Origin of the sequence: Rhizobium sp. Root1334 (assembly GCF_001426665.1) — a bacterium.
Lineage (GTDB): Bacteria > Pseudomonadota > Alphaproteobacteria > Rhizobiales > Rhizobiaceae > Pararhizobium.
In genome coordinates, this window is sequence record NZ_LMEY01000028.1 from 12,440 (window position 1) to 32,534 (window position 20,095).

Here is a 20,095-nt window from a genome sequence, read left to right on the forward strand (position 1 = left end):
AATGGGCTTGACATTTGATTAGATGGCAGCCTAACCTGTTGATCAGGGAGGAGCAGATGATACAGGAACACGTTTTCCGTATTGAGGGTCTGCGCAAATCGTTCGGTCCAATCCAGGTGCTGGGTGGGGTCGATCTGAATTTGCGTACCGGGGCCGTCACGGTGCTGATGGGCGCCAACGGAGCAGGAAAATCGACACTGGTGAGGATCGTCAGCGGCGTCTATGAACGCGACGCCGGAACAATCACGCTCGCCGGTCAGCCTTATGCGCCGGCAACGCCCGCAGAAGCCATCCGGTCCGGTGTCGTCACCGTGCACCAGAACATCAATGATGGTGTCGTCGCCGATCTGGATGTCGCTACCAACCTGACGCTCGACCGATTGAACGGCCGTGGCGCCCACCTCATTTTCAATCCCCGCCGCGTTCGCCGCGAGGCGCAGGCCGTCGCCGACCGCATGGGGCTAGCCATCGATCTCAACGCCACGGTCGCCGATCTTTCACTGGCCGACCGCCAGATGGTGTCGATCGCCCGTGCCATGGCGCACGAACCCAAGGTACTCATTCTCGATGAGCCGACCTCGTCGCTGTCGAGTGCAGAAGCTGACCGGCTGTTCGAACTTGTCGACCGCTTGCGCGCCCGTGGCGTTGCCATCCTTTATATTTCACACCGCATGTCCGACATCCGCCGGCTCGCCGACAGCATCGTCTCCTTGCGGGATGGCCGCATTGCCGGGCTGTTTGAGGGCGACAATCTCGATTACGAAGGCGCGGTCAACGCCATGCTCGGGCAGAAAATCAACCTGAGCAACATCGTCGTGCGCGATGGCACAGCTCCCGTTTTCAAGGCAGAGAAGCTGACGATCGCGCGAGGCGCAAAACCGTTCTCGATGACGCTGGGCGATGGCGAAGTGGTGGCGGTCACCGGGCTTGTCGGTGTCGGCAAAACCGCCTTGGCCGAAACCCTGTTCGGTGCCCGCGTACCGGTCTCGGGCTCGATGACGCTTGATGGCAGCGCCTATGCGCCAAAGTCAACGCGGGCAGCAATCGATCAGGGTGTCTTCCTCGTCGCCAAGGATCGCGGTGACAGCGGCATCGTTCCAGATTTCAACATCTATGAAAATGTCAGCCTGCCGTTTCTGAAGCGGATTTCGAATTTCGGCATTTCCAATCGCCGAGCCGAACGCACGCAGGCACGGCAGCAGATTTCAGCGCTCGGCATCGTCTGCCGCACCGAACGCGACGAGATGAACACGTTGTCAGGCGGCAACCAGCAGAAGGTCATGGTCGGCCGGTGGCTCAGCCAGGCGTCACGCCTGCTCATTCTCGACGAGCCATTCCAGGGCGTCGATATTTCCGCGCGCCGGGACATCGCCGCCAAGCTGAGGGCTTCGGCTTCAGGCCGCGCCACCATCGTTTTCCTGACCGAGCTTGATGAAGCCTTCGAGATCGCCGACCGTATTCTGGTGATGTCGGAGCATACGCTGGTCGGCGAGCACCGCAACGCCGACGTCAACGTCGATAGACTTCTGGCCGAAATTGCCGGCCAACATGAAATGGTACTTTAGACATGAGCATTGAACAGACGACCGCCAGTCCATCCACCCACAAGGCCGCACCAGTGGCGGCAACGCTGACGCCGCGCGAAATCGCCATCAAATATGGCTTCATCACGCTGCTCTTCGGCATGATCCTCTATTTCTGCATCATGACCAGCGGCTTTGCCTCGCCGCAGAGCGCGGTCTTCATCTTCCAGTCGGTATCGATCACCGGCATCCTGGCGCTCGGCGTGACCGCCACACTGGTGGTCGGCGGCTTTGATCTGTCGATCGGATCGGTCGCCACCACTGCGATGATGGCGTCGTCCTACGTCATGGTGGTAATGGGGGGCGACGCGTTGACCGCAACGCTTGTCTGCCTTGCCATCGGCGTCCTCGTCGGTCTGATCAACGGTTTCCTGATCGTCTACATGCGCGTGCCGGACCTTCTGGCGACGCTCGGCATGATGTTCCTGCTGGTCGGCCTGCAGCGTATTCCGACAGAAGGCCGCTCGATCGCCACCGGCATGAGCATGCCGGACGGATCGACGGCCACTGGCACCTTCAGCCCCGCCTTCCTGGCGCTTGGCCGTCACCGTTTCGATTTCATCCTGCCCAATCTGGTGCCGGTGTCGGTCGTGGTGCTGATCGTTCTCGCCATCCTCATCTGGTTCTTCCTGGAATATACCCGCTTCGGCCGGATGATGTATGCGGTTGGCTCCAATGAGCGAGCCGCTGGCCTCGCGGGCGCACCGGTCAATGCCTACAAGATCTGGGCCTACATCATTTCCGGCGTCTTTGCCTCGATCGGCGGCATTCTTTTGGCCGCACGTCTCGGTCGTGGGGACATCGCATCGGGCAACAATCTTCTGCTGGATTCCGTCGCCGCTGCCCTGATCGGCTTTGCCGTCCTTGGCGCTGCCAAGCCGAATGCGTTCGGCACCGCCATCGGTGCGCTGTTCGTCGGCGTGCTCTTGCAGGGCCTGACGATGATGAACGCACCCTATTACACCCAGGACTTCGTCAAGGGCTTCGTGCTCGTCATTGCCCTGGTGTTCACCTTTGCGCTCTCGAGGAGGGGCAAACGCTGAGGAGCAAAGCTCCGTGCGGGACTGCAAATCAAACAACAAGTCTATTGTGGAGGAGACCCTTATGACTTTTACACGGAGAACTTTTTCAAAACTGACGCTTGGGATAATGGCCGCAACGGCGCTGGGAGGCGTGTCATTTGCGGCCGATATGCCCGCGCCATTCGACAAGCCCGGTGACGTCAAGATCGCCCTCGTGCGTTATCTGTCGACGGGTGACTTCTTCCAGTCCTATCTGGCTGGCGTTGAATCACAGGCCAAGGCGCTCGGCGTCGACCTGCGCGTGCTCGACAGCCGCCAGGATGCGGCTCTGCAGGCCGACATGGTCGATCAGGCGATCGCGCTTGGCGTTCAGGGTATCATCATCCAGCACGGCCTGACGGAATCCATGAAGGAAGCAGCCCAGCGTGCCGTGGACGCCGGTATCAAGGTCGTCGCCTTCGACGTCAATGTCGAGAACGAGAAGATCCCGCAGGTCGAGCAGTCCGACCGCGACCTCGCCCGTCTGGCACTGGAGCAGGCCGTCAAGGACAATGGTGAGAGCTGGAAGGCCGGCTATGTCTACGTCGCCGGTATTGCGCCGCTCGACCGCCGTGACGAGACCTGGAAGGAATTCAAGAAGAAGTATTCGGGCATCAATGAAGCCGCCATGTTCGGCACAATGGATAACCCGATTGCCAACTCGGTCGCCAACCAGGCGCGTTCGGTCATTTCCGCCAATCCGGACATCACCGTCATGTTCGCGCCTTACGACGAATTCGCCAAGGGTGTGAAGATTGCCGTCGACGAAGCCGGCATGTCGTCGAGCGTCAAGATCTACTCAGCCGACATCTCGACCTCCGATATCGCCGCGATGCGCGAACCGGACAGCGCCTGGGCAGCAACCGCCGCCACCAATCCGGCTGTTGTCGGCCAGGTCTCCGTGCGCACGCTGGCGATGATGCTGGCCGGCGAAGATCCGGGCCGCAGTGTCATCGTACCACCGACGCTGATCACTCAGAAGGACCTCAACGACAACGACATCAAGAACATGGAAGAACTCGGCGCCAAGCTGCCGCAGTTTGCCCATGCCGACGTTGCCATGCCCGCATGGATGCCCAATCCCAACGCCAAGTAAGAGACCGCTTGGCGAACTTCAGGGCGGCCCTCGGGTCGCCCTTTTTTGTTCGGTGAAGAGTGTTCGGCCTGCCAATTGCATGCGATATACATTTTTGATATATGTATATCTGAAGAGGATATGCGCTTGGCTCTTTTTATTCGCGATGACACCGTCAATGCCCTGGCAGCACAATTGCAGAAGGCTCTCAAAGCGCCGAGCAAGACAGACGCCGTGCGTCAGGCTTTACAGCATGAGCTTGATCGCGTGCAGCAGCAACGCCCGCTGCGGGAGCGAATTGCCAAGGCCCAAGCCATCGCCGGGGCGATGGGCGCAGGCGATCCGAATTTCGATATGAAAACATTCACTGACGAGATGTGGGATAATCTCTGATGTTCCTCGATGCGTCCGTCATCGTGGCGATCATTGCCCGCGAACCCGGCTGGCAAGAGATCGTCAAGCGGCTGGAAATCGCCGATGGAGCATTCGTGATTTCGCCGGTCGTCCGTTTCGAAGCGGTGCTTGGCCTCGCCAGGAAGTTCCAGCAGCCAGACAAGCCGAAAAGCAAGGAGGCCGTTGCCACGGCCAATGCCGCCGTCACGGAATTCCTGTCGGCAATCGGATCAACGGAGATTGCGGTGACGCCGGAAATCGGCTCGGTAGCCATCGATACAGCCATGATCTACGGCAAGGCGGTTGGACACCCGGCAGATCTCAATTTCGGAGACTGCTTCAGCTACGCCTGTACGAAGGCACTGAACATCGCCCTTGCATACAAGGGCGATGATTTCGCGTTGACCGACCTCGCCTGAACGAGGTCGCTATCATGACCTACCGCATCGCCGCAGCGATGTTCCCGCCATCGACAGTGGTGACATCGGCGGTGGTGCGCTCGGCCAAAGCCTGGTGCACGAAAGCCTGAGCGACATCGTCGGCCGTGACTTCGAGGCCAAGCAGGTTGCCGCCCATATAATCCTTGACCGACAGGCCGCGGGCCGCCGAGCGATTGGCGATCATCTCCTCGTTGAGCAGGCCGGAGCGGATACGGTCAGCGTTGACGGCGTTCGAGCGGATGCCGTCCTTGCCATGCTCCAGAGCATATTGGCGCGACAGGAACAGCGCCGCGGCCTTGGGCAGGCCGTAGGCACCAAAATTGGCGCCGGGATTGACCGCCTGCTTGCTGGCATTGAACAGCAGAACCCCACCAGTCGACTGCTCCTTCATGATCCGGACCGCATTCTGCGCGACGCTCTGGTGCGAGAAGAAATTGAGCTCGAAGCTTTTGCGCATCAAGGCGTCGTCCATGGTGGCAATCGGACTCTCCCACGCGGCGCCCGCATTGGAGACGACGATATCGACACCGCCATAGGTGCTGACAGCAGCGTCGAACGCAGCGCGCACGGATGCCGTATCGGTGACGTCGCAGGCAAGGCCGATCGACTGGTTACCAATCGACTTTGCGATCTCGGCCGCCTTGGTCCCGTCGAGATCCAGTACCACGACATGAGCGCCTTCACGGGCAAAAGCCTTTGCGGTGGCAGCCCCGATCGCGCCAGCGCCGCCGGTGACGATGGCAACCTGGCCGGTGAACGGTTTGGCCTTGGCGCCCGCAAGCTTTGCCTGCTCCAGCGACCAATATTCGAGATCGAACAGATCGGGCTTGCTGACCGGCTGAAAGCGTCCGATGGATTCGGCGTCGCGGGCGGCTTCAATCCACATTTCCCCGACATCGGCGGCGATCTTGGCATCCTTCAGGGTCCGGCCATGGCCGAACATGCCCAATCCCGGTAACAGCGTCAGGCGTGGCATTGGGTCCAGCATGACGCGTTTGACGTCGTCGCGGCCGTCGTTCGCCTCGAAATATGCAGTATAGTTTTCCACGAACTGCGCGACGCGGTCGGCAATCGCCACCTTGTATCCATCCAGATTGCTTGCATCCGGCGCCGGCAGCACCATCGGTCCGGTCTTGATGCGGATGGACAGATCCGGTGTCGAAACGCCACGCGAGGCCATGTCCTCGACCTCAGCTGCATTGACGAAGTCGAGAATCGCCGGCGAGGTGCGGAACTCGCCGATCATCCGGTCATACCGGCCTTCACCCTTCGAAACGGCGACGGCACCGCGCAGCATGGCAGCAATTTCATTGGGCTTGGCGAGATTTGCGGGCAGGGCGGCCGGAGTGAACGGGTTCTTGCCGTTCTTCGCCACATGGTCTTCGGCCAGCGTCACATAGTGGATCATCCGGTCATAGGCTTCCTTGGCGGTGGCGCCAAAGGTGAAGATGCCGTGTTTATCGAGAATCAGGCCATCCACGGTCGGATCCCTGTCGAAGACTTCGGCGGCCAGCTTGGCGAGGTCGAAGCCGGGCATCACATAGGGCACCAGCCCCATCTTCGGCCCGAACACCTTGGCGCTGATCTCCATGCTGCCCTCAAGGTCGGCAATCGCCAGAACGCCGGTCGAGTGGGTATGATCGACAAACTTGTGCGGAATGAAGGCGTGCAGCAAGGCCTCGACGGAGGGGTTTGGCGAGGCGGGATCGATCAGGTTGGCGCGCTGTAGCGTGACCATGTCCTCGTCGGAAAGCCTGTTCAGCTTACGTGCCTTCAAGAGAGGCGCGATCTTGACGGCGGGAAGGCCCGCCGGTTCGATGACGCCCATGTCCCAGCCGCTGCCCTTGACGCAGAGAACATCCCATTCGTCACCAATCAGATCGCTGACTGTGGTCTTCACCGAGGTATTGCCACCGCCATGCAGAACCAGCCGCGGATCGCCGCCGAGCAGCCGCGTCGTATAGGTGCGCAGCGCCAGATCGCGGTTGATGCCCTTTGCGGCATAGGTTGCGACCATGGCTTCGGCGTCAGTGTCGCTCCAGAGATTTTTCATTGCTTGCTCCTCCCTTGGGCAGGTTTTCAGGCCCGGTCCTCGCCGGGCGGATCAGGTATGATTGAGATGGTTTACGGCGCGGAGCGGCTGCGGGCCTCTGTGGTCCAGCGCTCAAGAAGCCGCCGGGCCATGGAGGTGGTCACCACCAGATGCGAGGCGAAGCCGCCTTTGATGGCCGCCACCAGCGGCTCGAACTTTCCGTCTTCCTGCACCACCATCATGCGCTTGCCGATCGCCCGGATGGAATCCAGATCAGCGGAAATACAGCGCCGGTTATAGGCACAGTCCAGCCATTGGCCAGCATGGTCGATGATCTGGCCGGCAATGACCCCGGCAGCGCCCGTTTCTCCCAGCGCGTGCATTTCTTCAGCTGTCAGCGCGCCGCATTTCACCAGATGACTATCATCCTCGATGCCACCCACGGAATAGAGTGCCAGCTGGCAGTCGGAAATTGTCGCCATCTGCTCGCGGATCACCGGTTCGGCACGCAGGGCAGCAGCCAATTGTTCAGAACTCAGTACAAGCGGCGCATAGACATTGATGCCCTCCGCATTCAGGCGCCGGGCTATTTCAGTAGTGCACTGGTCAGGCCGATAGGAGTACGGCGCTCCAAGATTTCCGCACAACTGGACGACAGTGACACCTTGCAGGTCGGCATAGGGCATGACATCGGCCAGATGGTAGACCGTTCGGCCCCAGGCGACCCCCACACGATCGCCCTTGTTGATCAGCTCCTGAAACACTGCGGCGGCAACCACAGGCATTTCCGCAGTTGGATCCATGGCCTGGCGGTCTTCCGGCACGATCCACACCGAGGTCAGGCCGAGTGCATCCTCCAGCTGCCGCGCCAAAATGTCGTCGGCAAACAGCTGTGTCGATGTTGCTATGTTGACGATGCCGGTTTCGCGGGCGCGCCGCAGATAGGTGGCGACGGACGCACGGGAAATATTCAGCCGCTGCGCCACTTCATCCTGTCGAAGGCCATGGGTATAGTAAAGCCACGCGGCCTTATGCAGGATCTGATCAGTGGACCGGATGGGCATCATATCTCCTTCAATCGCCGAATTAGACAATAGTCATCACTGTTGACAAAAGTCAAATAGAGCTTTGAAAGAAGCTATTTGGCATGGACCGTATCCGCCCGAGGCATCCATGCGCAGTGAAGCGAGGCGCTGTGAGTACGCAGTCAGCGAGCTGCGATAGATTGAAATCCTTTTGGAAGCAGCAGCGTCAGCAGATTAGCCCTGCTGTCTTGCAGTATCGCACGCCGGCTTCGGCATCGCGATTTTGAGATGTGCCGGGTAAACAGTCTGGGAGAGGATTTCAGGCCATAGCGGCGCTATTGGCAATATTTGCGCGGTAGCCGCCAAGGATGATGGGGCACTGGGGCGCATGCGTTCCTGCCGCAACAATGGCGGCGCGCGGATGACTGGCGGGCACTACTGCGCCGGCGTCAAACGTCATGCCGGAATTAGCTTCCGGCATGACGGATCGTATCATTTATGCCGCGAGATACTTCTTCAGGAAGGCCTTGGTACGGTCCTGTACCGGTGCGCGGAAAATCTCACTCGGCGGCCCTTCTTCGACGACGACGCCGCCATCCATGAACAGGACGCGATCAGCGACCTCGCCGGCAAAGCGCATTTCGTGGGTGACGATCAGCATGGTCATATGCTCGGCAGCGAGCTGCTTCATCACCGCATTGACCTCATCGACCAGTTCGGGGTCGAGCGCCGATGTCGCTTCGTCAAACAGCATCACCTTCGGCTGCATGGCGAGTGCCCGGGCGATCGCGACACGCTGCTTCTGTCCGCCGGACAGCCGTGACGGATAGGCATCGACCTTCTCCGCAAGCCCGACCTTCGACAACAGCTCCACAGCAAGCTCGCGGGCCGCATTCTTGGCCATGCCCTTGAGAATGACCGGCCCCATGGTGATGTTCTCCAGCACCGTCAGATGCGGAAACAGATTGAAGTGCTGGAACACCATGCCCATCTGCTGGCGCACCGCATTGATGTGCCGCTCGAACGCCGCTCCGCGCAGGGGTTGATTGACCTGCACACCATCAAGCCAGATCTCGCCGCCATTCAGCGTTTCGAGATGGTTGATGGAGCGCAGGAGCGTGCTTTTGCCGGAACCGCTCGGGCCGATAATGGCAACGATCTGGCCGCGTGTGACGGATAGATCGATCCCCTTGAGGACTTCCAGGGCGCCATAGGCCTTGCGGGCGCCCTTTACCTCGACCATGGGCCGCTGGACGGTCATCGGGATACCTCCACTTGTTTTTCGACCTGCCGCAAACCGGTTTCAAGGACGAGATTGAGTATGTAATAGAGTGCTGCCACCGTGATGTAGAACTCGAATGGCCGGAACGTTTCGCTGATGGCCAGCTGGGCCGAATGCACAAGTTCGGCAATGCCGATGATCGAAACCAGCGACGATTCCTTCAACAGCACGATCAGATTGTTACCGATCGAGGGCAGGGTGTTGCGCACCGCCTGCGGGATGACGACATAACGCAGCGTCTGGAACCGGCCAAAACCGATACTGCGCGCACCTTCCGTCTGCCCGGTATCAACCGCGACGATACCGGCGCGCATGACATCGGCATTGTAGACGGCAAAGTGAAGTCCAAGGCCAATGATGCCGGCAGCAAGCGCCGGCACGTTAAGGCCGATCTGCGCAAGGCCGAAATAGATCAGGAAGAGCTGCAAAAGCAGCGGCGTCCCCATGAACAGCCACATGAAGAAGCGGATCGGATAGGCAATCACCTTCGGTGCATAGAGCACAGCGACGGCGAAGAAGATGCCGAAGAAGAAGCTGATGATGGCTCCGCTGATGGTCAGTACCACCGTCCACCACACTCCCATGAGCAGGAGGTCGGTATAGGGCGTAACGACGCTGAAATCGAGACCTTGCATGTTGCCCTCTCCCTCAGTTGATGGCGTAGCGCCGGTCGAGGACATCGACCGCCCGCGCCACAACGTAGACGATGATCATGTAGAGCAGGGCGGCAATGCCGAAGATCTCGAACGGCTTGTAGGTGGAACCGATGAAACGCTGCGCCGTATAGGTGAGTTCGACGACCGAGATCGTCGAAACCAGCGCCGATCCCTTGATCAGGCCGACGGCGTTGACGCCAAGCGGCCGGATCATCAGGCGTGCCGCCTGTGGCAGGACAACAAGGCGCAGCGTCTGCAACCGGCTGAAGCCGATGGTGCGCGAGGCCTCCACCTGGCCCCGATCGACGCCGATAATGCCGCCGCGAATGGATTCGGCCATGTAGGCGCCGATGTTCAACCCCAGTCCGATGACACCGGCGGCAAAAGGATCGAGATTGATGCCGATCTGTGGACCGCCGAAATAAAGAACGAACAGCTGGATCAGGCAGGGTGTGCCGCGAAACACGCTGACATAGAGACTGCCGATTGCCCGCAGCACAAACGAACCCGACATCTTCGCCGAAGCGATAATGGCTGCGACCACAAGGCCAAGCAGCAACGACAGCACCGATATCTGCACGGTGACCCAAGCGGCTTCCACGAAAAACGGGAAGACGCGCAGCATCAGCGGGAAATCCATGGGAAAAACTCCGGAAAAGGCCTGCGAACGGCATTTGGCCGGCTTATTTCAGCCGGCCAAATGGTCTTGGCTATCGATCGATCAGCGGATGTCGCTGCCAACCCATTCCATGGCGATCTTCTCGTAGGATCCATCCGCCATCATCTCGTCCAATGCCTTCTGCATCGCAGCCTTCAGCTCCGGATTGTTCTTGCGGATGGCAATGCCGATGGCGACGCTGCCACCTTCAATATCAGGCGTTTCCAGGCGGCGGACTTTTTCGCCGGTTTCCTTGACGGCAACCATCACCGGGATGTTATCGACGACGATGGCATCGACGCGGCCAGCCTTCAGTTCGAGCAGCAGTTCCGGCAGGCCCTTGTAGGTGCGCACGTCCCAGCCGCCCTGTTCGCGAGCCCATTTCTCATGTGTTTCGCCGAGCGTGACGCCGAGTGTCTTGCCCTTCAGTTCGTCCAGCTTCTGCACGGTCGATGCTTCGCTGACGAAGACCGCCCGGCCGGCGTGGTAGTAGGGACCGACGAAATCGACGACCTTTTCGCGTTCCGGCGTGATGGTCATCGAGCCGACGACGGTGTCGAACTTGTTGGCAAGCAGGCCGGCGATGATCCCGTCCCAGGCGGTCGTCACGAGCGTGCCCTTGACGCCGACGCGTTCGGCGATCGCCGTTCCGATCGAGGCATCAAAGCCGACGACTTCGTTCTTCTCGTTGACAAAATTGAACGGAGGATACTGGCCGGACATGGCGATGCGGATCTCACCGGAGGACTTGATCGCCTCCAGATCGTCGGCGCTGGCCGTAAAAGCGGTAAAGCTGGCAGCAAGGGCCAGGGTGGCGGCCACGAGGCCTGAAATGAGTGTCTTCATGTTACTGTTTTCCTCTGGATGAAAGCGCATTCTCTGTCGCTTGGGTACGCGTGGACGCGCCTTCCGGATTTGATGATTGCTTTAGTTCTATTATTGCGCAAATAGATAATGGAAATAGAAGGCATAGATTTCAGGAATGATACCATCGCGATCTGAACGGCTGGTCTGGGAACTGGACTGGAACCTGCTACGGACCTTCGTGGTGATTGCAGAAGTGAAGAGCATTACCCGTGCCGCCGAGCAGCTCAACCTCAAGCAACCGAGTGTCAGCAATGCGCTGCGCCGCCTGGAAGACCGGGTCGGCCGCCGGCTGGTCGAGCGCGACGCCACCCGCTTCGAACTGACGGATGTCGGCCAACTGCTCTATGAGCAGAGCATCGAGGTCTTCGGTACGATTTCACAGTTGCCTCAACTGGTGCGCGGCGTCGGCGATGACGTGACCGGCCATGTCACGATCGCCGTCGCCAGCCATGTCATTTCGCCGATCTTCGACAAGGCGCTGACGGCATTTCATCGCAGTCACCCACGTGCCACGCTGACCATCTCGGTCGCGACCAGCGGCGAGGTAACGCGGCAGGTCCGTGAAAAGCGAGCGTCCCTTGGGCTATGCCTTGTCAGCAACCGCGATGCCGCCCTCGATTACACGATGGTCTACCGGGAATTCTTCGGCTTTTTCTGCGGGCCGGATCATCGCTTCTTCGGCCAGGGGGACTTGACGCTCGCAGACCTGAAAGGCGAACCGTCCGTCTCGTTCCACACCGACAATATCGCTGATGTGCTGAGGCCCGTGGCACTTCTGCGCAGCGAGGCGAAGCTCGCCACCAATGTTGTTGGCGTGTCGTCAAGCCTCGAGGAGGTGCGCCGCATGATCATCGCGGGGCTCGGGATCGGGCCGTTGCCGCTTCATGTCGCCCGACGCGATGTCGCGGACGGCGTGCTGTGGCGGCTGCCACCCTACGAGACACCACCGGCAATCGATGTCTTTCTGCTGGTGAACCCGGAAAAGATCATCAACCGCGCCGAAAAGGCGCTGATCACCGGCATCCAGACCGCAATCGCCGAAACACCTCTCGATCAACGGATTTATGGCGCTTAGCCCGCGCTATTTTCGTTGGCTGCGGCGTCCGTCTGAAGCGCCTCTGCACGTGCCCGCATCTCCGCGTCGAGCCCAACGGCAACCCGCGCGGTAAGGTCAAACCGGACGCTGACCGTTCTATTGATCGCGTGGACGACGCCATCCAGCGAACCGGACATGACCTGCTCGAACGTCACCGAACTGCGGCCGGTCTTGATCACACGCGAGCGGATCGTCAGCAGGGCGCCGGCCTTGGTCTCGTGCTTGTATTCCACCTCGGACCGGACATCGGCCCAGCCGCGGCTGGCATCGGCAAGACTGTCAGCGCCAGTAATATGACCGAGGAGCTGGAAACTGGCATCATCGAACATCGCCGCATAATGGCGAACGTTCATATGCCCCATGATGTCGCACATCCACGGATGCGCCACGCCGACATAGGTAACAAGCGATTGACCGGACATGATTTCCCCCGACAGGCACCGAAACGGAGCCGCTTGTGCTGCCCGCAGGCCAGAGATTTAGCGGAACGGGGGAACGCGCGCAACGCGGCTAATCCGACCCAAAAATGTCTCAAAGGAATTTGCACGGAATCAGATCACGCTCTCGCCGGTGGCAAGCCACTACCTTTCGCCCTCGAGCCCTCACAGCAGGCAGGCGACAAAGCTGCGCATCTATGTAATGGAAGCAACGAAACGAGGCGCGCCCGGTATCCGGACGCGCCTTGGACTTAAAGTCCCAATCTCGTCAGAAGCTACCGCTGTTAGCGGGTTGGCTTCTTCTTCGGTGCCGGCAGCAGGCCTTCGCGCTGAAGCTGCTTGCGCGCATTCTTGCGCTGGCGGCTGATGGCTTCAGCCTTCTGGCGCGCCTTTTTGACGGACGGCTTTTCGTATGCTTCCCGCATACGCATTTCACGGAATACGCCTTCGCGCTGAAGCTTCTTCTTCAACACTCGGAGAGCCTGATCGACGTTGTTGTCGCGAACCAATACTTGCATGTGAATCTTTCAAAGTCTGATGTTCACTAGAGATGGCAGGGGCAGTAGAGCAATTTACGAACCAAATCCAGAGCGTAAGGCAAAATTTCTCACATTATCTGCCTAGTCTTTTGTTCAGACCCTCAAATTTTAGCAGGAACCCCTTCATCAATCTGGCGGTTTTCCGCCAAGAACGCTGAAAACCAAGCTGCAACAGCCCGCGACCAAAGCCGCGATTCATCCGTCTTCGGCGTCCATCTTCATTTTCGCTGCAGCCATCATTGGCCATAGGTAATGGTAATCGCCCGTCCAATTGTCGCTAGCCACACAACAAGAGCAAAGATTGCGATACTGCGTTCCGGGTGACCGGCGGGATTGAAAAGGTTCATTGGACGCTCCAACACAGATGATGAAGTCTGATTATGCTCAACCTGCCGGATCCGGCAGTTACCGCAGGAACATCGCATTGCCACCACCCAGGCCGGGAGTATTCCGGCAGCGCTCCAGACACGGCAAATCCGACACGCGAGAAGAACCAGCCGGTTCACCCGGCGATAGCGACACTTGACACTGAATATGTTATTAAATAACATTACTGCCGCAACAAGGCTATTGGAAGATCGGTATCCGGCGTTGCCTGGCTGGTGGAATCGTGCGAGATGTCGAGCTGATGGTGCTGCTTCCAGGTGACCTTGGAGCGGCTGAAAAGGGAACACGGTGAGGACGACCCATCAGGGGCCAAAACCGTGGCTGCCCCCGCAACTGTAAGCGGAGAGTGCATTCACAACATCCCACTGGCCAAGCGCCGGGAAGGGGTGGATGCGCATCGACCCGCGAGCCAGGAGACCTGCCATCATCGATGATCAACTGCAACGGACGGGGTGTTCCGATGGAAAAAATCTGGCTTGAGAGCAACGTTTCAGCGCGTTTGCGATTTTTTGCCATGTGGACTCCGGATGTCGCCACCGGGGAAAAGACATGGCGCATCATCCACAGCACATCATAACCGTCTGCACCGATTGCCGGATCACCGGCGCCGCGTGCCGCCCGGGACTGGAACTGCTTGCCCGCCTCAATGACAGCCTGTCGCGCATGGGTGTTGCCAGCGGCTCCGATTTTTCCATCGAGGGCACCGTTTGCATGGCCGGTTGCCGGCGTCCCTGCACGATCGCGTTCCAGGCGAGCGGCAAGGCGACCTATCTGTTTGGCGACATCGCGCCGGACACCGATATCGCAGCACTGGTGGATTTCGCCGTAATCTATGCCGGACGGCCGGATGGCGTGACACGCGAGGCCGAACGTCCCCGCGGCCTTGGCGGCAAGACCATTGCCCGAATCCCGGCGGCCTTGCTCGTCTCGGAACATCCCGGAGAGCGCATTCAATGAAACCGTGGTTCCGGGGGACAATCCATGAGCTGTGACGGCAGGGGCGCAAGCCTCAACGTTTTGGGCCTCAGCTGGGGTCCAAATACGAATCTGATGCTTGTTCGCGATGTCAGTTTTTCACTGGAAGCTGGCGACCGACTTGCCATCGTCGGGCCGAATGGTGCGGGCAAGACGTCGCTGTTGCGCTGCCTCTATCGCGGCGTGGCGCCACTGGAAGGCCGGACCGAAATCGATGGCGAGGACATTCGCACGCTTTCAGCCCGGGCAGTCGCCCGCCGCGTTGCCGTCGTGCTTCAGGAAATGCCGGCGGATTTCCCTTTCACCGTGTTCGATGTGGTGATGATGGGCCGTATTCCGCGGCGCCAAGGGCTGACAGGCTGGCGAGACGAGGATCGTGCACAGGTCGTGCACTGCCTAGAGCATCTCGAGCTCGCCATTATGGCCAAGCGCCAGTTCTCGACGCTATCGGGCGGCGAGAAGCAGCGGGTGCTGGTGGCCAGGGCGCTGGCGCAGGAGCCGGATATCATCATCCTTGATGAGCCAACCAACCATCTCGATATCCGCCACCAGCTGGAAATTCTTCATCTGCTGGCCGGGCTGAAACTGACCATCGTCACCACGCTGCACGATATCAATCTGGCCAGCACGTTCGCTACCCATGTGGCGCTGATGCGCGACGGCCGGATGGTCGGCTTCGGCCGGCCGGACGAGGTACTGACGCCACACGCGATTTCGGACACCTTCGGCGTCACTGCCCTTGCTCATCCCGTAGAGGGCAACATCGCAGCGCGTTTTTCATTTTCCCTCAAGACCGCCTGAACCGAAAGGACCAACCATGCCCTCTTTCCGCCTGCTCGCCTCCGCTGCGGGTTTTCTCGCCACGACACTCATCGCCATGCCGGCATTTGCCTATCCGGTCACCGTCAAGAGCTGCAACCGCGAGATCACCTTCGATGCCGCGCCGAAGCGGGCAATTTCCCACGACGTCAATCTCACCGAGATGATGCTGGCTCTGCAACTGCAAGACCATATGGTTGGCTATACCGGGATATCCGGCTGGAAAACGCTGGACGAGAAGCTGCGCGAAGGCGTCAAAGCGCTCCCCGAGCTGGCGGAAAAATATCCAACCAAGGAAGTCCTGCTCAATGCCGACGCCGATTTCTTTTTCGCCGGCTGGAACTACGGCATGAAAGCCGGTGGCGAGGTGACGCCCGAAACACTCGATCCGTTCAAGATCAAGGTCTATGAACTGACGGAATCCTGCATTCACATCATGGCGAAGGCCAAGCCGACGATGAACGACATGTTTGTCGATATTCTCAATCTCGGCGCAATCTTCGGCGTCGACGACAGGGCGAAAGCCCTCGTCGCAAGCTACGAAAAAGGGCTTGCCGACATCAAGAACCGGATTGGCGAGGTCAAGCAACCCGTGCGCGTCTTTGTCTATGATTCCGGCACCGGAAAACCGTTTACATCCGGACGTTTCGGTATTCCAACCGCGATGATCGAGGCGGCCGGGGGCATCAATATCATGGAAGACGTGGAGAAAAGCTGGACCGAAGTGTCCTGGGAACCGGTAATCGAGCGCAATCCGCAAGCGATCGTCATCGTCAATTACGGCGACGTGAGCGCCGAGCAGAAGATCGCCTTCATGAAGGAAAATCCCGCCTTCAAAAGCCTTGATGCCGTCAAGAATGACCGTTTCGTCGTGCTCGACTATGTCGAAGCCACACCCGGCCCGCGCAACATCGATGCGATCGGCCGCCTCGCTGACGCATTTCATCCCCGCAACATGTAGCCTCCGCGGCCCCTAAACACCCGGCCGGGTGGGCTGATCTGCCCGGCCTTTGCTTTCTGCGGACAAGATGGACCTGACATGACCAGTGGCCGACTTCTTCTGATTGTGACCGTACCGGCAATACTGATCGGCCTTTGTATCACGGCAGGTGTCTCTCTGGGCGCTGCTCCCATTTCGTTCGTCACCGTCTGGTCCATCGTTGTCAACAAGCTGGCCCCGGGCCTGATCGAGGTCACATGGTCGGCAGGCCGCGATAGTATCGTGTGGGATGTCCGCTTTCCGCGCGTCATTCTGGCTGCATTGGTGGGTGCGGGTCTTGCCGTCGTCGGCGCCGTGTTGCAGGCTGTCACACGCAATCCGCTCGCCGACCCGCATCTGCTCGGGGTTTCCTCCGGCGGCGCGCTCGGCGCGATCCTGGCGCTGCTTCACACCGGCCTCATCTTCGGTCTCGTCACCGTGCCACTGTTTGCATTCATCGGTTCGCTTCTCGCCACTATCGCCGTCGTCGCGGTCACGCGCTTTACCGGCCAAGCGGCGGACCGGCTGGTGTTGTCAGGCATTGCGGTCGCCTTCGTTGCGACAGCTCTTGCCAATCTCCTGATCTTTCTTGGTGATCCTCGTGCCGCTCATACGGTTGTGTTCTGGTTGCTGGGCGGCCTGGGGCTGGCCCAATGGCCACACCTCGTCTATCCGGCCGCGGCTCTCGGCGGCTGCCTCATCTGGCTCATCTTGCGCGCACGGGAAATCAATGCGCTGGCCATGGGCGACGAGACTGCCGCAACGCTCGGCATCCCGGTCGTCCGCTTTCGGGCACAGTTGTTCGTGATCACCGCCCTAGTGACCGGGGTGATGGTGGCCTTTTCGGGCGCCATCGGGTTTGTCGGGCTGATGGTGCCACACTTCGTCCGGCTTGCCGCCGGTAGCGACAACGTCCGTGTTATCCCACTGTCGGCGCTCACCGGCGCAGTGGTGCTGATCCTTGCCGATATCGCCTCCCGTGTCGTCATGGCGCCGGAGGACATACCGATCGGCGTGATAACCGGGCTGCTCGGCGGCCTGGCCTTCATTGCAATCCTGCGGCGTTGAACGGGGCCCCTTGAACGGACCATTGCCGCCGCCGATCATCAATGTGATCGTGGCTGCTTTGGAGCCTCAACAGGTTGTCCCGACGGAGACCGGGGTGGCCGACGGCAATGTTCCTTATCATGACAGGTCGCACGGCATGAGAACGCCACTATAGTCTCAAACGTGACTTGCACAACCGGCGCGTGCTCCGTAACAAAAGCGCGACGGTTTCCCGCAAGGGAATCAAAAGGGAACGCGGTGCGGATGTCATGCATCCAATGCCGCGACTGCCCCCGCAACTGTAAGCGGCTAGCTTCCTGTCAACACGCCACTGGGCTCCGCCTGGGAAGGCGATAGGGAGCAGCGAACCGCGAGTCAGGAGACCTGCCGTCAGCCGTTGTCATACGTGAGCACGCTGGGCGGGGTGTCCTGGTGAAAGCCGAATCCTCGTCGCAAAACAATGCGGCGAAGGCGGCTTTGGTCGCGGTGACGTGCAACGTACCGCTGGAGCATTCCACCTTGTTTTCCAAACCTCACGCCATAGGCGCCTCAAAAAGTGCCGCCCTCCGCCTCGATCCCAAGTATCGTCCAATTCGTGCTACCTTACTGTCTGGCAGCGCACTCGCCGCCGTCCTCTTGACGGCGGCGAGTGGTGAAGCGCAGGAGGTCGTGCGAGGTAAAAAGCCACTCACAGACCAGGTCACCGAGCTGGAAACCATCAGGGTCTCCGGCAAGGGTGATCGAGTAGGGCCGGGTCCAAATCTCAAGGCCCGGTCGAACGCGGGTAGTCGCCTCGATCTCACGCCGTTCGAAACGCCTGCCAGTGTCGAGATCGTTGACGGAGACACCATCCGCAAGCGCGGTCAGACCGACGTCAACCAGGCCATCGCACGTAACGGCACAGGCATCACCTTTCTGGGCTCGCCGGGCAATGGGGGTACCTCCCTCGGCATGCGCGGCTTCACCGGCAATGGAGCCGTAGCGCGCCTTTACGATGGTACGCGCTTCTATCCCGCAGCCGGCACCATCAGCTTTCCCTTCGATACGTACACGGTCGATCGCATCGAGATCTTGCATGGGCCGGCCTCCGTTCTTTACGGCGAGGGTGCGATTGGCGGTGCGATCAACATCATTCCGAAGAGGCCGCTTACCGACAGCCGCCGCAATGAGATCGTGACGACGATCGGCACCGACGGCAAGAAAGGGCTGGCCTTCGGCAGCGCCGGGCCGATCAACGACAGCCTTGCCTATAGTCTTGACGTCAGTGCGAGGGATACGCGAGGCTGGATCGAGCGTGGCGATGCGTCGAATCTCGCCATATCCGGGAGCGTCCTCTGGCAGGCCGCCGATGACCTGAAACTCACTTTTTCCCATGACTACGGCGACACCGAGCCCACCGCATATTTCGGTACCCCGCTTGTCGATGGGAAACTGGACAAACGCCTGCGCAAGCAAAACTACAACGTCGCCGACGCACTCAACCGCTACCAGGACAACTTCACTCAGATCAAGGCCGAGTGGCAGGCTGCGGAAAATCTCACTCTCAACAGCACCAGCTACCGCATCTCGAGCGACCGCCAATGGCGAAACGTCGAGAGCTACCTCTACCAGCCAGCGACCAAAACGGTGTTGCGAAGCGACTACATTGCCGTCCACCATGATTATGAGCAGTACGGCAACCGCACGGATTTGGTGCTCGACAGCACAGTTGCCGGTATGGACAACAACACCGTCATTGGCTTCGACGTAAACCGCATTCGCTTTGCGAACACCAACAACTCACCCTATCCGGGCGCCTCAACTGTCCCTTCCATCGATTTCGATCCAGGTAAATTCATCGGGCCAGACAACCTCCTCACGAACAACCGCAGCACGGTCTGGCAATATTCACTGTTCGCCGACAACAGGCTGGCGCTGACGGATCAGTTCTCGATCGTTGGTGGTCTGCGTTACGACAGCCCCACCGTGAACCGCTCCAACCCCCAGACCGGCGTCGCTTTCGAGCGGACTTACGATTCGCTGAACTGGCGGGTGGGTACGGTCTACAATCCACACCCCGACGTGGCGCTCTACGCACAGTACTCCGCGGCATCCGAACCGATCGGCAACCTTTTGTCGCTGTCGGATGCGCAGAAGGATTACGCACTCCCCGAGGGAGAACAGTATGAAGTTGGGGTCAAATACAGTTTTCTGGACGACCGAGCCGAAGCGACATTTTCGGCTTATCGTATCGTCAAGACGAACGTATTGGCCCGAGACCCCAACAACCACACCATCATCCGTCAGATCGGGCAGCAGTCGTCCCAAGGCATAGAGGCGGCAATCGGACTGGAGCTTGATGGAGGATGGCGCATCGATGCCAACGGCACCATTCTAAAGGCTGAATTCGACAACTATATTCAGGCGAGTGGCGATTTTTCCGGCAAAACGCCACCCAATGTGCCCCGCTTTGCCGCTAATTTCTATGCCTCCTGGGACTTCGCTGAAAACTGGATGGCGCAGGCCGGGGTCCACTATGCCGGCGAGGCGTACACCAACAATGCCAACACGGCGACACGGCCGGCATATGCTGTCGTGAATGCCGGCCTGCAGTGGAGGCCGACCGAGACGGCTTCGCTCGACCTCTTTGTCGAGAACCTGTTCGACGAGGTTTATGCTACCTCGGGCAGTTCGACACAATGGATGTTGGGCGCGCACCGCTCGGCAACGCTTTCTTTGAGGGTCGCTTTTTGACGACCCTGCCG

The 20,095-nt window shown here is 59.7% G+C and carries 19 protein-coding genes and 2 riboswitches; of the genes, 11 read left to right on the forward strand and 8 right to left on the reverse strand.

All coding sequences use genetic code 11. The annotated features are described in order from the left end of the window. Positions 1-56 precede the first annotated feature (56 nt). The 5 genes from ASD36_RS23525 to ASD36_RS23545 all read left to right on the forward strand — a co-directional run bounded on the left by ASD36_RS23525 (position 57) and on the right by ASD36_RS23545 (position 4,531). Complete coding sequence (locus tag ASD36_RS23525; RefSeq protein ID WP_060503438.1) at positions 57-1,565, forward strand: sugar ABC transporter ATP-binding protein; 1,509 nt, start codon at positions 57-59, stop codon at positions 1,563-1,565. Between the two features lie 2 nt (positions 1,566-1,567). Then, on the forward strand, positions 1,568-2,626 hold the full coding sequence (locus ASD36_RS23530; RefSeq protein ID WP_112834658.1) for an ABC transporter permease: 1,059 nt from the start codon (positions 1,568-1,570) through the stop codon (positions 2,624-2,626). A 61-nt stretch (positions 2,627-2,687) separates the two neighbouring features. After that, entirely contained in the window at positions 2,688-3,740 is a 1,053-nt protein-coding gene (locus tag ASD36_RS23535; protein WP_060503439.1) for a substrate-binding domain-containing protein, read from the forward strand. Positions 3,741-3,860: 120 nt separating this feature from the next. Next, positions 3,861-4,112, forward strand: coding sequence for a type II toxin-antitoxin system VapB family antitoxin (locus ASD36_RS23540; protein WP_347360141.1), 252 nt, complete (start codon positions 3,861-3,863; stop codon positions 4,110-4,112). Beyond that, on the forward strand, positions 4,112-4,531 hold the full coding sequence (locus tag ASD36_RS23545) for a type II toxin-antitoxin system VapC family toxin (RefSeq protein WP_060503440.1): 420 nt from the start codon (positions 4,112-4,114) through the stop codon (positions 4,529-4,531). Before ASD36_RS23540 ends, ASD36_RS23545 begins: the two co-directional genes overlap by 1 nt. Positions 4,532-4,550: 19 nt before the next feature. Here ASD36_RS23545 and ASD36_RS23550 read toward each other — a convergent pair whose 3' ends face one another. The 6 genes from ASD36_RS23550 to ASD36_RS23575 all read right to left on the reverse strand — a co-directional run bounded on the left by ASD36_RS23550 (position 4,551) and on the right by ASD36_RS23575 (position 11,051). Beyond that, positions 4,551-6,605 carry a bifunctional aldolase/short-chain dehydrogenase gene (locus ASD36_RS23550; RefSeq protein ID WP_060503441.1) on the reverse strand — a complete coding sequence of 685 codons (2,055 nt, stop codon included), beginning with the start codon at positions 6,603-6,605 and terminating at the stop codon, positions 4,551-4,553. Between the two features lie 71 nt (positions 6,606-6,676). Further along, on the reverse strand, positions 6,677-7,648 hold the full coding sequence (locus ASD36_RS23555) for a sugar-binding transcriptional regulator (protein WP_060503492.1): 972 nt from the start codon (positions 7,646-7,648) through the stop codon (positions 6,677-6,679). Positions 7,649-8,105: 457 nt separating this feature from the next. Next, on the reverse strand, positions 8,106-8,870 hold the full coding sequence (locus ASD36_RS23560) for an amino acid ABC transporter ATP-binding protein (protein ID WP_060503442.1): 765 nt from the start codon (positions 8,868-8,870) through the stop codon (positions 8,106-8,108). Continuing rightward, positions 8,867-9,526, reverse strand: coding sequence for an amino acid ABC transporter permease (locus ASD36_RS23565; protein WP_060503443.1), 660 nt, complete (start codon positions 9,524-9,526; stop codon positions 8,867-8,869). The genes ASD36_RS23560 and ASD36_RS23565 overlap by 4 nt, the downstream gene beginning before the upstream one ends. 13 nt (positions 9,527-9,539) lie before the next feature. Further along, positions 9,540-10,187, reverse strand: coding sequence for an amino acid ABC transporter permease (locus ASD36_RS23570; protein ID WP_060503444.1), 648 nt, complete (start codon positions 10,185-10,187; stop codon positions 9,540-9,542). Between the two features lie 81 nt (positions 10,188-10,268). Then, a complete protein-coding gene (locus ASD36_RS23575) occupies positions 10,269-11,051 on the reverse strand; it encodes an ABC transporter substrate-binding protein (RefSeq protein WP_060503445.1) in 783 nt (260 codons plus the stop codon). Between the two features lie 136 nt (positions 11,052-11,187). On the opposite strand from ASD36_RS23575, the gene ASD36_RS23580 reads away from it, so the two are divergent. Further along, positions 11,188-12,147: a LysR family transcriptional regulator gene (locus ASD36_RS23580; RefSeq protein ID WP_060503446.1), complete on the forward strand. Its 960-nt coding sequence runs from the start codon at positions 11,188-11,190 to the stop codon at positions 12,145-12,147. Here ASD36_RS23580 and ASD36_RS23585 read toward each other — a convergent pair. Together ASD36_RS23585 and rpsU are read right to left on the reverse strand one after the other, a co-directional pair. After that, complete coding sequence (locus tag ASD36_RS23585; protein ID WP_060503447.1) at positions 12,144-12,590, reverse strand: acyl-CoA thioesterase; 447 nt, start codon at positions 12,588-12,590, stop codon at positions 12,144-12,146. The two genes, ASD36_RS23580 and ASD36_RS23585, sit on opposite strands and share 4 nt — an antisense overlap. Before the next feature lie 299 nt (positions 12,591-12,889). Continuing rightward, positions 12,890-13,123, reverse strand: a complete 234-nt coding sequence (gene rpsU / locus ASD36_RS23590; RefSeq protein ID WP_037110421.1) for a 30S ribosomal protein S21 — start codon at positions 13,121-13,123, stop codon at positions 12,890-12,892. 633 nt (positions 13,124-13,756) lie between these two features. After that, a riboswitch (cobalamin riboswitch) is annotated at positions 13,757-13,972 on the forward strand. A 108-nt stretch (positions 13,973-14,080) separates the two neighbouring features. On the opposite strand from rpsU, the gene ASD36_RS23595 reads away from it, so the two are divergent. From ASD36_RS23595 to ASD36_RS23615, 5 genes are all read left to right on the forward strand, one after another. Next, a complete protein-coding gene (locus tag ASD36_RS23595) occupies positions 14,081-14,488 on the forward strand; it encodes a DUF1636 domain-containing protein (RefSeq protein WP_060503448.1) in 408 nt (135 codons plus the stop codon). A 93-nt stretch (positions 14,489-14,581) separates the two neighbouring features. After that, on the forward strand, positions 14,582-15,307 hold the full coding sequence (locus ASD36_RS23600; RefSeq protein ID WP_244482026.1) for an ABC transporter ATP-binding protein: 726 nt from the start codon (positions 14,582-14,584) through the stop codon (positions 15,305-15,307). Between the two features lie 16 nt (positions 15,308-15,323). Beyond that, entirely contained in the window at positions 15,324-16,286 is a 963-nt protein-coding gene (locus ASD36_RS23605) for an ABC transporter substrate-binding protein (protein ID WP_060503450.1), read from the forward strand. A 78-nt stretch (positions 16,287-16,364) separates the two neighbouring features. Next, positions 16,365-17,372: an iron ABC transporter permease gene (locus tag ASD36_RS23610; protein WP_060503451.1), complete on the forward strand. Its 1,008-nt coding sequence runs from the start codon at positions 16,365-16,367 to the stop codon at positions 17,370-17,372. A 187-nt stretch (positions 17,373-17,559) separates the two neighbouring features. After that, positions 17,560-17,758: riboswitch (cobalamin riboswitch) on the forward strand. 25 nt (positions 17,759-17,783) lie between these two features. Beyond that, positions 17,784-20,084 (forward strand): TonB-dependent siderophore receptor, encoded by a 2,301-nt coding sequence (locus tag ASD36_RS23615; RefSeq protein ID WP_200954920.1) that lies wholly within the window; start codon positions 17,784-17,786, stop codon positions 20,082-20,084. Positions 20,085-20,095: the final 11 nt, after the last annotated feature.